The organism is Achromobacter mucicolens, assembly GCF_029866465.1.
GTDB classification, from domain to species: Bacteria; Pseudomonadota; Gammaproteobacteria; order Burkholderiales; family Burkholderiaceae_B; genus Achromobacter; species Achromobacter mucicolens.
This window is the reverse complement of record NZ_CP123364.1, coordinates 4,284,969-4,296,869: the sequence shown is the minus strand read 5'-3', so window position 1 is coordinate 4,296,869 and position 11,901 is coordinate 4,284,969. Positions and strand designations below refer to the sequence as shown.

The following is an 11,901-nucleotide window of genomic DNA, read 5'->3' as shown; positions in this document are numbered from 1 at the left end:
CTCGGGTTCAGGCCGCGTGGGCGGCAGACTGGGAGGACTCGATGCCGAAGTCCTGCGGAAAATGGTTCAGCGCGGACAGCACCGGGTAGGGCGCCATGCCCCCCAGCGCGCACAGCGAACCGCCAAGCATCGTGTCGCACAGGTCGCGCAGCAGATGCACATGCTGTTCGCGCTGTTCGCGGCTCTGGCTGCCGGCCGCGATCTTGTCGATGGTTTCCATGCCGCGCGTGGAGCCGATGCGGCACGGCGTGCACTTGCCACAGGACTCGATGGCGCAGAACTCCATGGCGTAACGCGCCATGCGCGCCATGTCCACGGTGTCGTCGAAGGCGACGAGTCCGCCGTGGCCGATCATGGCCGAGATCTGGACGTAGGCTTCGTAGTCCAGCGGCACGTCCCATTGCGATTCGGGCAGGTAGGCGCCCAGCGGTCCGCCCACCTGCACCGCGCGCAGCGGCCGGCCGGACGCGCTGCCGCCGCCGAATTCGTAGAGCAGGTCGCGCAGGCTGAGCCCAAAGGCCTTCTCCACCAGCCCGCCTTGCTTGAGATTGCCGGCCAGCTGGAAGGGCAGCGTGCCGTGCGAACGGCCCACGCCGTAGTCGCGGTAATACGCCGCGCCCTTGGCCAGGATGATCGGCACGGTGGCCAGCGAGATGACGTTGTTGATGACGGTCGGTTTGCCGAACAGGCCCGAGATGGCGGGCAGCGGCGGCTTGGCGCGCACCACGCCGCGCTTGCCCTCCAGGCTTTCCAGCAGCGAGGTTTCTTCGCCGCAGATGTAGGCGCCCGCGCCCTTGCGCACTTCCAGGTCGAAGCGGCGGCCGCTGCCGTGCACGTCGTCGCCCAGCCAGCCGACGCTGCGGGCACGCGCGATCGCGGCTTCAAGCGTGGCGATGGCGTGGGGGTATTCGGAGCGGACGTAGATGTAGCCGTAGGACGCGCCAACCGCCAGGCCTGCAATCGTCATGCCTTCGATCAGGACGTACGGGTCGCCTTCCATCAGCAGGCGGTCGGCAAAGGTGCCCGAGTCGCCTTCGTCGGCGTTGCAGACAATGTATTTGGTGTCGCCGGGCGTGCCCGCCACGGTCTTCCATTTGATGCCGGTGGGAAACGCCGCGCCGCCGCGGCCGCGCAGGCCGGATTCCACCATTTCGTCGACGATCTGCGCCGGCGCCATGGCCAGCGCGCGCTTCAAGCCTTGCAACCCGCCATGCGCGGCGTAGTCCTGCAGGGACAGCGGATCGATCACGCCGACGCGGGCGAAGGTCAGGCGCTCCTGGTGCTTGAGGTAGGGGATTTCCTCGGTCAGGCCCAGGCGCAACGCGTGTTCGCCGCCCGTCAGCCAGCCGGCGTCGAACAGCGAGGCCACGTCTTCAGGCTGCACGGGCCCATAGGCGATGCGGCCTTGCGGCGTGGCGATCTCAACCAGGGGTTCCAGCCACAGCAGGCCGCGCGAACCATTGCGCACCACCTGCACGGACAGGCCGCGCTGATCGGCCATGCGCTCGATGTCGCGGGCAACGGTATCGGCGTCCATGGCCAGCGCCGCGGCGTCGCGCGGCACGTAGATGACGACGGGGGCGCTCATGGCGTGTCCTCCAGCGTGCGGGCCAGCAGGCGGTCCAGCTTGGCTTCGGTAACGCGGGCGTGGGGCTGGCCGTCGATCATGACAGCGGGCGACTGCGCGCACAGGCCCAGGCAATACACGGGCTCCAGCGTGAAGTTGCCGTCCGGGGTGCTGGCGTGGAAATCACAGCCCAGCGCGGCGCGCGCATGGGCGGCCAGGCGTTCGCCGCCCATGGATTGGCAGGCCTCGGCCCGGCAGACCTCCAGCGTGTGGCGCGCGGCAGGCTCGGTGCGGAAATGGGGGTAGAACGTGATGACGCCGTGGACTTCGGCGCGGGAGAGGTTCAGGGCCTCGGCGATGGTCTGCACCGCCTCGGCCGGAATACAGCCCAGTTCGTGCTGCACCGCATGCAGCACCGGCAGCAGCGGGCCGGGCTGGTCTTTCAGCCGGGCAAGGATGCGGGCCGTGGCCGCGATGGCCGGGGTGGCGGATGCCTGAGCGGCGTCCAGGGCCAGCTTGCCGCCCCGGGCGCCACCGCTGGATGCCAGATCGGATTTTGCCTCGCGCAGGTGCACGTCGGTCTCCTCCTGTGTTGCGTGACCCCATCAACGGGGGCTTATGTGGCGGGTGGATCACGGTCAATTAATATGTTTAAAAAAACATATAAACCGCGCGTCCGCCGCGTTATTTGTGTACTCTAACGAGGTACTTGAACGCCTTCAATAAGAAATAAATGACATATAAGTTCCGAATCGGCCTGCGGCCGCAATGGACATTGGGCGGAGACGACGAGGCGACGCCCGTGCCGTTGCAAGACATGCTTGCGCTCCTGGCGGCCATCGACGCCACCGGCAACATCGCGGGCGCCTGCCGCGCCTGCGGCCTGTCCTACCGGCACGCGTGGGGCGTGTTGCGGCGCTTCGAGTCCATCTTCGGCACGCAACTGCTCATCACCAACCGCCGCCAGGGCACGCAGTTGTCGCCCTTTGCGCAGCGGCTGCTATGGGCCAACCGCCGCATCGAGGCGCGGCTGATGCCCACGCTGGACAGCATGGCCTCCGAATTGCAGGAAGAGCTTGAACGCCTGCTGCCCGAAAGCGGCCCGCACCTGCGCCTGCACGCCAGCCACGGTTTTGCCGTGGAATCCCTGATGCAGCACATGGGCAACCGCACCCCCGGCCTGGAACTGCGTTATCGCACGGCAATCGAGGCCCTGGCGTCGCTGGAACGGCACGAATGCGACCTCGCGGGCTTTCAGGTGCCGCTGGGCGATTTCGAATCCCCCATCATGGAACGCTATGCGCAGTGGCTCAACGCCGACGAATACATGCTCATCCACCTGGCCGTGCGCAATACGGGGTTGTTCGTCACGGCCGGCAATCCCAAGCAGATCCGCGGCATGGCGGACCTGGCCCGCAGCGACGTGCGCTTCGTGAACCGGCAGATCGGCTCCAGCACGCGTTATCTGGTCGGCCTGATGTTGCAGCGCGCCGGCGTGTCCATCGGCGAAGTGCAGGGCTACGAAACCAACGAATTCACCCACATGGCGATCGCGGCGCACATTGCCAGCGGCATGGCGGACACAGGGGTCGGCGTGGAGACGGCGGCCTGCCGCTTCGGGCTGGACTTCATTCCGCTGGTGCGCGAGCGCTATTTCTTTGCCATCCGCAAGGCGTCGCTGGACACGCCGGCCATGCAGGACCTGCTGTCCATCATGCGCGGCCCGGACTATGTCGGTTACGTGGGCCAGCTTGTCGGCTACGACGCCCGCGACACCGGCCGGCTGCAGACCCTGGAAGAGGCCTTTCCGCGAGAACGCGCACCGCGATCCGCCGGGATATGATGTGCCAATGAGCAAAGTGATAATCCTTGCCGATCACCGGAGTTCGCCACGGGCTTCCCTCGCGTCCGGCGAACTTCCGCCGCACGGGCAGCCCGCGCTGGACCAGCGCGCGCGTCCGCTGCGCGACCTGCGCATTTCCGTCACTGACCGCTGCAACTTCCGCTGCACCTATTGCATGCCGCGCGAGGTCTTTGACAGCAGCTACAGCTTCATGCCGCATTCGGCGCTGCTGTCGTTCGAAGAAATCAGCCGGCTGGCCGGCATCTTCACGCAGTTGGGCGTCGAAAAGATCCGCCTGACCGGCGGCGAGCCGCTGCTGCGCAAGCACATCGAAAACCTGGTCGGCATGCTGGCCGAACTGCGCACGCCGCAGGGCCGGCCGCTTGATCTCACCCTTACCACCAACGGCAGCGTCCTCGCGCGCAAGGCCGCCGCGCTGAAAAGCGCCGGGCTCACGCGCGTGACGGTCAGCCTGGATGCGCTGGACGCCGCCATGTTCCAGGGCATGAGCGACAGCGGCTTCACGCCGGACGACGTGCTGCGCGGCATCGACGCCGCGGCGGACGCGGGCCTGGCGCCCGTCAAGGTCAACATGGTGGTGCGCAAGGGCCTGAACGACGGGCAGATCCTGCCCATGGCCGAACGCTTCCGCCACAGCGGCCACGTCCTGCGCTTCATCGAATACATGGACGTGGGCAACAGCAACGGCTGGAATCTCGCCGAAGTGGTGCCATCGCGCGAAGTGCTGGACCGCATCGGCGCCGTGCATCCGCTGGAACCCGTGGAATCGGTCGAAATGGGCCGTGTGGCCGAACGCTGGCGCTACGTGGACGGCGGCGGCGAGATCGGCGTCATCTCCAGCGTTACGCACGCCTTCTGCGGCGGCTGTACGCGGGCGCGCCTGTCGCCCGAAGGCAAGCTCTACCTGTGCCTCTTCGCCCACGAAGGCCACGACCTGCGCGCGCCGCTACGCGATGGCGCGACGGACGAGGAACTGGCGCGCATCCTGGCGGGCATCTGGTCGGCGCGCGGCGACAACTATTCCGAACTGCGCGGCCAGAACATGGCGGACCCATCTCGCAAGATCGAGATGAGCTACATCGGTGGCTGAGTTTCAACGCGACGGGCTTGCCGGCCTGATCCTCGCCGGCGGGCAGGGTTCCCGCATGAATCATCAGGACAAGGGACTGGTCGCGCTGCACGGCGAACCCATGGTCGCGCACATCGCGCGCCGGCTTGCGCCGCAGGTCGGCCGCCTTATCATCAGCGCCAACCGGCACCCGGAACGTTACGCGCAGTATGGCGACGTCGTTGCCGATGGCGAACGCGAACTGGGCGCCTGGCAGGGTCCGCTGGTGGGTATTGCGACGGCGCTGCAGACGCTGCAGGCGTCGGCTGCTGCGCCGCCCGAATCCGCCGCGCAGTGGCTGGTGGTGGTGCCCTGCGATACGCCCTTCCTGCCGGAAGATCTGGCCGCGCGCCTGATCGCCGCGGCTGCCGCGGCCGATGCGCCGCTGGCCTATGCCGCAGCCAACGGCCAGCGCCATTCGGCCTGCATGGCGCTGCGCACGTCGTTGCTGCCGAACCTGCGGGAATATCTGCGGTCAGGCGACCGCAAGGTGGGTCTCTGGCAGGCGAGGGCGGGCGCGGTCGAAGCGGTGTTCGACGATTGCCCGCCGCATGCCTTCATGAACGTCAATACGCCAGAAGACCTGGCACTGGCCGAGCGCTACGCCAGCCAGTGACGCAGGTCGTAATACGAAACCGTGTCCCTGTCCTGCACCAGCACGTCGGCCGGCAGGCGCGCCAAGCCGGTGGACCAGGGCAATGAGCTGATCACGCCCGATCCCTGATGGCCGTACGGCACGAGTTCGCTGCCGCCTTCGTCGGCCACGCGGCATTGCACCCGCAGGAATTCCTCGCGGCTGTCCTGGCGCGGCTGCGCGGTGCGCAGCGGCAACTGGCTGACCGGCGGGAAGATGTCTTCGCGGCCCTGCATGCGGCGCATCAGCGGCGTCACCAGCGTGGCGAACACGGCATAGGCCGACACCGGATTGCCAGGCAGGCTGACCACCGGCTTGCCGTCGATCTGCGCCAGGGCCACCGGCTTGCCGGGCTTCATGCGCACCTTCCACAGCGATAGTTCGCCGCCCAGCGCGGCCAGCGCCGGTTTGACGAGGTCACGCTCGCCCACCGACACACCGCCCACGCTCAGCACGAGGTCGCAATCGGCCAGCAGGGTCTTGAAGGCGTCCAGCAGATCGGCTTCGGTATCGCGGGCGTGCAGCACGTGAACGGGCAGGGCGCCCATGCCGCGCACCATCGCGGCCAGCATCGGCCCGTTGGAGTTGTAGATCTGTTCCGTGGCGCGCGGCTGGCCCGGCAGGACGAGCTCGTCGCCCGTGGTCAAGATGCCGACGCGAAGCTGACCGTAGACGGGAATCGTTGCCATGCCTTGCGAGGCCAGCAGCGCGACGTGCGCGGCCTGCAGCAGCGTGCCCGCCGGCAGCAGCGCGGCGCCCGCCATCGTGTCTTCGCCGCGGCGGCGAATGTGCTGGCCCAGCCGGGGTTCGCGCGAAATCTGGACGTGGTTGTCGGCTTCGGTGGTGTCTTCCTGCATGACGACCACATCGGCGCCCGCCGGTATCACGCTGCCGGTAAATAGACGAATGGCCTGGCCTGGCTTGAGCGGTTCGGGCACGTCGCCCGCGTAGCAGCGCTGCTGAATCGGCAGGCGCGCTTGCGGGTTCCAGTCGGCCAGGCGCAGGGCATAGCCGTCCATGGCGCTGTTGTCGGCCGGCGGAATGTCCACCGTGGCGTCAAGGTGCGCGGCCAGAACGCGGCCGCTGGCCTGTGCCAGTTCGACGTGCTCGGTGCGTTGAAGGGGGGCGGCGGCGTTGGCCAGCAGGGTCTGGGCTTGATCGAAATCCAGCATGGGTCAGGCTTCTTGTTCGCGTTTCGTAAATTGCGAGGCGAAATTGCAGGGGCCGTGGCCGCTGTCGAGCTGCTCGCGCAGAATCTTGGTCCAGGCGGTCTCGCACGCGTTGTTCGAGCCCGGCAGGCAGAAGATCAGGGTCTGGTTGGCCGACCCGGCAGACGCGCGCGACTGGATCGTGGAGCTGCCGATCTCGGTGTAGGAAATCTGGCGGAAGAGTTCGCCGAAACCCGGAATCTCGCGATCCAGCAGCGGCAGGATGGCCTGCGGCGTGTGGTCGCGATGCGAGAAGCCCGTGCCGCCGGTAGTCAGGATGACCTGCACCTCGGGGTCGGCGATCCAGTCGCTGATGACGCGGCGGATCTGGTAGATGTCGTCGCGCACGATGTCGCGGCGCACGCACTGATGGCCGGCATGCGCCAGGCTGTGCGCCAGCAGATTGCCGGACGTGTCGTCACCTGCGCTGCGGGTGTCGCTGATGGTCAGTACGCCGCAGCCCAGCGGGACCGGGGTGGCTTCGCTCATGGATTTTCCTTATTGTCGGCAGTGTCTTCATCCCAGGCGTCCGTGCGGTCCTGGTCGGATTGGCGCTGTTCCACCCAGAAGCTGTCGCCGCCGGCGAGGGTCTCGCGCTTCCAGAAGGGCGCGCGCGTCTTGAGCGCGTCGATGATGTATTCGCAGCCGCGGAAGGCGTCGCCGCGATGGGCGCTGGCTGCCGCCACGAAGACGATCTGCGCGTTGCGGTGCAGCGCGCCGACGCGGTGCACGATGACCGTGCCAGCCAGATTCCAGCGCGCGCGGGCCGTGGCGGCGATGTCTTCGAGCTCGCGCTCGCACATGCCCGGATAGTGTTCGAGAAAAAGCGTGTCGGTGGGGGTATCGGGCGCGTAGTCGCGCACGTAACCCACGAACGTCACGATGCCGCCCACGCCGGGGCCGGCGGATTCCCGCAGCGCGGCGGTCAGCGCCGCGCCGTCGAAGTCGGCTTCCTGGACGCGGATCATGGCGTCAGCCTCCGGTGACCGGTTCGAACACCGCGACCTCGTCGCCCGCGCGGATCGGGGCGGTGGGCTTGGCATGCGTCTGGTTGATGGCCAGCTTCAGGCGCGTGGCCGGTTCCAATTGGGGATAGCGTTCGCCCAGTGCGGCCAGCAACTGCGCGCCGGTGGATTCGCCCGCGAGGGGCCAGGTTTCGGTGCGCTTGCCGACCAGTTCGGCAACGCGCGCGAAGTACAGAAGATTAATCGTTGCGCCATTCACCGCTTTTACCTCCCGCCTTGTACTTGAGGCGAACTTGTTCGATCACGATACCTTTGTCGGCAGCTTTGCACATGTCGTAGATGGTCAGTGCGGCCACGCTGCACGCCATCATGGCTTCCATTTCGACGCCCGTCTTGTAGCTGGTGCGGCAGGTGGCCAGGATGTCGATGCGATGCTCGGCGTCGTTCAAGGCGAATTCCACGCCGACGAACGCGAGCGGCAGGCTGTGGCACAGGGGGATCATGTCGGCGCAGCGCTTGGCGGCCAGGATCGCGGCCACGCGCGCCGTGTTGAGCACCTCTCCCTTGCCCTGGCCGGGTTGGGTCAAGAGGCCATAGGCGACGGCGTTCATGCGGATGCTGCCGGCGGCAACCGCCACGCGCTCGGTGTCCGTCTTGGCGATGACGTCGACCATGCGGACCTGGCCGGCTTCGTCCAGGTGACTCAAGGTGGGGGTGGTCTCGGACATGGAAATCGGGATCAAGAATTGTTAATGAATGAAAAGAGCGGGGCCGGGCTGGCCGGCGGGGTCCGCTGTTCCGCCTATGATAGACGAGCAGTTAAGGGGGCGCGATAATCGCGCCAGCAGTCAGAGGAAGGTTGGATCGCCTTCAATGTGTATCAGGAGACTTTCAATGCCCGTGCGGATGCCCAAGCTACGGTTCACCCGACGCGCCGGCAAGATTCTCCTGGGTATTGTGGCGTTCGTGCTGATTCTGTTTGGCGTGGCAGCGTGGCAGGTGCCGAAAGTGCTGCACGGCGTGCTGACCGATGACGTCGCAAAGATGATCGGGCGCGACGTTTCCGTCGGCAAGATCACCTTCAATCCGTTCACGCTGACCGTCCGCGCGCAAGACCTGACCGTGGCGCAGCCTGGCTCGCAGACGCCGCTGTTGACCTTGGCTGAACTGGATGCCAGCGCGTCGTGGACATCGCTGTTCTGGTTCGCGCCGGTGGTCGACCGTCTGACGCTTCGGCAGCCTAACATCGCCATCGTCCGCGAAGACGTCCTGCGCTTCAATTTCTCTGACATAGAACAACGCGTGGCCGAATTGGCCGCCGCCAAGCCCCAAGAGCCGCCCAAGCCGGACGAAGGATTGCCGCGCTTTTCGCTCAACAACATGGTGATCGAGGACGGCGCCATCACGCTGGACGACAAGGTCACCGGCCGCAAGCAGGTCGTGGACGAGTTCACCATCGGGGTGCCGTTCATCTCGACCTTCGGCTACGCCACCGATATCGACGTGCAGCCGCGCCTGCACCTGCGCATCAACGGCAGCCCTTTCGACCTGACCGGCGTGGCGCGGCCGTTCGATGTGGTCCCCTCGTCCACGCTGCGCGTGGCCTTCGACGGCCTGCAGCTCGAGAAGTGGGCCGACGTCTGGCCCATGCCGCTTCCCTTCAAGGTCGAGCGCGCGCTGCTCGACTCGAATCTGCAGGTCGTCTTCGAGCAGCCCAAGGACGCGCCGCCCAAGATCCGCATCGTCGGCGACCTGGGGTTGCGCCGCCTGGACGTGCGCGACCCGTCCGGCGGCAATCTGGCCGCCTGGAGCGCATTGACCGTCAGCCGGCTGGAACTGGAGCCGATTGCGCGGCAGGTGTATATCGGCGAGGTCGGCCTCTGGGCGCCGCAAATCCATGTGCGTCGTCACGCCAACGAACACCTGAACTGGCAGGACGTCGTCGCGGGATTGAAGGCGCTGGGCGGCGTGGAACCGACGGCCACGCCCGTGCGGGACGAGATGCGCAAGGCCAGCGGCCTGAAGCCGCTTTCCCCAAGCGGGCCGCAGGTTGCGCCGGGCGCGGCCGGCGCGCCTGCGCCGGTTCCTGCGCCGGCCGGTCACGCGCCCGCCGCGCCGGCCGCTCAAGCTCCGGCACCGCGCCCAGACCAAGCAGCCACGGCGCCCGCCGGTCAAGCGCCCGCCACGCCGGCCCCCGCGCCCGCCACGCCGGCCCCCGCGCCCGCCGAATGGAAGGTCGTGCTCGACGCCTTCAACCTGCATGAAGGCGAGGTCTACGTCACCGATGCGGTCAGCAAGCTGGACTATGTGATGACCGGCCTGGCCGCCACCGTCGAAGGCGTGGCGCTGCCGCAGCCGCCGGACCAGCCCATCAACCTGTGGCTGACCATGGACAACAGCACCGACGGCGGCTGGCTGCGCGCCAAGGGGCCGCTGGTCATCAAGCCGCTGTCGCTCGACATGAACGTGCGTCTGGGCAACATCGCGCTGGCGCCCTTGGCGCCGGCCGTGCGCTCCGCCGCGCCCATCACCCTGCTCGACGGCCGGCTGGGCGCCACCGCGCAACTGCACGTGCGCGAGAAGGGCGGTGCGATCGATGCGTCCGCCACCGCCGTGCAGGCCGACCTGACGCAGTTCAAGGCCCGCGACGAATCGCTCAAGCCGGTGCTGGACATCGCCATGCAGTCCCTTCGCATCACGGCCGACCGTCTAGCCCTGGGACCGGGCCCCAGCAACTTCACGGTGGCCGCAGCCGGCGTCCAGGGCGACGGCAAGCTGGACCTCAAAGGGGTCTTCACGCCGCAGCCGCTCACGCTCAAGACCGCGGTCGACCTGTCCAACCTGAACGTCGCCAGCTTCGCGCCGTACTTCGCCTCCAGCCTGAACGCCACCGTCCGCGCCGTCACGCTAAGCGCCAAGGGCAACGCCGAATTCACCGCCGCCGCCGGCAATGCGCCGATGAAGGCCGGCTGGAAGGGCGGCGTCGACATCACCGACCTGGACCTGCAGGACCGCGTCAACAAGGACGACTTCCTGAACTGGAAGCGCCTGGGCTTTACCGGCATGGACATCTCCGTGGCGGGCGACAAGATCGGCGCGCGGTTGGGCGATATCGCCCTTGAAGATTTCTACGGCCGCATCCTGCTCAACGCGCAGGGCCGGCTCAACGTCATGGATCTGGTGGCCGCGCCCGGGCAGGCCGGCGGCTCGATCACGCAAGACACCCAGACACCCGGCCGCAGCGCCGAGCCCCCGGCCCCGCCGCCCGCGCCGCCCGCGGCCACTGCGCCGGCCAAGGGCAGCGGCGCGGCCGCCATGCCGGACATTTCGGTCAACAGCGTCACGCTGACCCGCGGCCGCATGACCTTCACCGACCGTTTCGTCAAGCCGAACTACGTCGCTGAACTGTCCAGCATCGAGGGCGACATCACCGCCGTTTCGTCCACCAATCCCCAGCCCGCCAAGGTCAAGGTCACGGGCCGCGTCTACACGACCGCGCCGCTCTCGATCAGCGGCATCGTGCAGCCTTTCGCCAAGTACCTGACGCTGGACCTGAAGGCCTCGGCCAAGGGCGTCGACCTGCCGCGCTTCAACACCTATTCGGCCAAGTACGTGGGCTATCCGATCAAACGCGGCAAGCTGTCGGTCGACCTGGAATACAAGATCAAGAACCGGGCCTTGCAGGCGACCAATCACGTCGTGCTCAACCAGCTCACCTTCGGCGACAAGACCAACAGCCCGGACGCCACCAAACTGCCCGTGCTGCTGGCCGTTGCGCTGCTGAAGGACTCGCGCGGCAACATCGACATCAATCTGCCGATCTCCGGCTCGCTGGACGACCCCGAGTTCTCGGTCGGCGGCATCGTCGTGCGCGTGCTGATGAACCTGGTGGTCAAGGCGGTGACCTCGCCCTTCAGCCTGCTCGCGTCCGCGTTCGGCGGCGGCGAAGAGCTGTCCTATGTCGAATTCGCGCCGGGCAGCGCCGTGCTGACCGAAGACTCGCTCCAGCGCATCGAGACCCTTACCAAGGCGCTTGCCGACCGTCCGGCCCTGAAGCTGGACATCAGCGGCCGCGCCGATCCCAAGACCGACACGGAAGGCCTGCGCCAGGCCTGGGTCGACGCCAAGATCCGCGCCGCCAAGGCCGCGGACGTCGCGCCGCGCGGCAAGAAGCCCGATCCCAAGGGCGTTGAGGTCTCCGGGACGGAACGTGCCAAATACCTCGAAGCCGTCTACGATGACACCGACCTCAAGGACAAGCCGCGCAATTTCATCGGCATGGCCAAATCCATTCCGGCCGCGCAGATGGAAGCGATGCTGCGCGCGGCGGCCCCCGTCGGCGAGGATCAGCTGCGCCAATTGGCCGATGCCCGCGCGCAGGCGGTTTATGAGAAGTTGCAAGCCCAGGAAGGACTCGCGGATCGCGTGTTCATCGTCGCGTCGCAGCTGGACGCCGATGGCATCAAGGACGAGGGGCAACCCTCGCGCGTGGACTTCTCCCTGAAGTGAACTTGGCAGGCCCCGGCAGGGACGCGAGGCGCGTCCCGCCGTGCCC

11 protein-coding genes are annotated in these 11,901 nt (G+C 67.4%); 4 read left to right on the top strand and 7 right to left on the bottom strand.

What is annotated here, in order from left to right; translation table 11 throughout:
• Positions 1-7: 7 nt before the first annotated feature.
• On the bottom strand, positions 8-1,588 hold the full coding sequence (locus QEP15_RS19710) for a formate dehydrogenase beta subunit (RefSeq protein ID WP_280147901.1): 1,581 nt from the start codon (positions 1,586-1,588) through the stop codon (positions 8-10).
• Positions 1,585-2,142, bottom strand: a complete 558-nt coding sequence (locus QEP15_RS19705; protein ID WP_152382321.1) for a formate dehydrogenase subunit gamma — start codon at positions 2,140-2,142, stop codon at positions 1,585-1,587. Before QEP15_RS19705 ends, QEP15_RS19710 begins: the two co-directional genes overlap by 4 nt.
• A 158-nt stretch (positions 2,143-2,300) precedes the next feature.
• On the opposite strand from QEP15_RS19705, the gene QEP15_RS19700 reads away from it, so the two are divergent.
• Genes QEP15_RS19700 through mobA form a run of 3 tightly spaced genes read left to right on the top strand, consistent with a single transcriptional unit; the run spans position 2,301 to position 5,155 of the window.
• Positions 2,301-3,410, top strand: a complete 1,110-nt coding sequence (locus tag QEP15_RS19700; protein WP_062838739.1) for a substrate-binding domain-containing protein — start codon at positions 2,301-2,303, stop codon at positions 3,408-3,410.
• Positions 3,411-3,417: 7 nt separating this feature from the next.
• Positions 3,418-4,521 carry a GTP 3',8-cyclase MoaA gene (gene moaA, locus QEP15_RS19695; protein WP_280147900.1) on the top strand — a complete coding sequence of 368 codons (1,104 nt, stop codon included), beginning with the start codon at positions 3,418-3,420 and terminating at the stop codon, positions 4,519-4,521.
• A gap of 55 nt (positions 4,522-4,576) precedes the next feature.
• Complete coding sequence (gene mobA, locus QEP15_RS19690; protein ID WP_280148932.1) at positions 4,577-5,155, top strand: molybdenum cofactor guanylyltransferase MobA; 579 nt, start codon at positions 4,577-4,579, stop codon at positions 5,153-5,155.
• On the opposite strand, the gene QEP15_RS19685 is transcribed toward mobA, so the two are convergent.
• The 5 genes from QEP15_RS19685 to moaC are packed head-to-tail and all read right to left on the bottom strand — an operon-like array spanning position 5,140 to position 8,074.
• The gene (locus QEP15_RS19685; RefSeq protein ID WP_280147899.1) at positions 5,140-6,345 is read right to left on the bottom strand and encodes a molybdopterin molybdotransferase MoeA; all 1,206 of its coding nucleotides are present in this window, start codon (positions 6,343-6,345) and stop codon (positions 5,140-5,142) included. The two genes, mobA and QEP15_RS19685, sit on opposite strands and share 16 nt — an antisense overlap.
• A gap of 3 nt (positions 6,346-6,348) precedes the next feature.
• Positions 6,349-6,870, bottom strand: coding sequence for a molybdenum cofactor biosynthesis protein B (gene moaB, locus QEP15_RS19680; protein ID WP_280147898.1), 522 nt, complete (start codon positions 6,868-6,870; stop codon positions 6,349-6,351).
• A complete protein-coding gene (locus tag QEP15_RS19675; protein ID WP_280021103.1) occupies positions 6,867-7,349 on the bottom strand; it encodes a molybdenum cofactor biosynthesis protein MoaE in 483 nt (160 codons plus the stop codon). Before QEP15_RS19675 ends, moaB begins: the two co-directional genes overlap by 4 nt.
• 4 nt (positions 7,350-7,353) lie before the next feature.
• Complete coding sequence (locus QEP15_RS19670; protein WP_056326580.1) at positions 7,354-7,605, bottom strand: MoaD/ThiS family protein; 252 nt, start codon at positions 7,603-7,605, stop codon at positions 7,354-7,356.
• Entirely contained in the window at positions 7,586-8,074 is a 489-nt protein-coding gene (gene moaC, locus QEP15_RS19665) for a cyclic pyranopterin monophosphate synthase MoaC (protein ID WP_056326583.1), read from the bottom strand. Before moaC ends, QEP15_RS19670 begins: the two co-directional genes overlap by 20 nt.
• A 166-nt stretch (positions 8,075-8,240) precedes the next feature.
• Here moaC and QEP15_RS19660 point away from each other — a divergent pair, with 166 nt between their 5' ends.
• Complete coding sequence (locus tag QEP15_RS19660; RefSeq protein ID WP_217618342.1) at positions 8,241-11,855, top strand: DUF748 domain-containing protein; 3,615 nt, start codon at positions 8,241-8,243, stop codon at positions 11,853-11,855.
• Positions 11,856-11,901 lie beyond the last annotated feature (46 nt).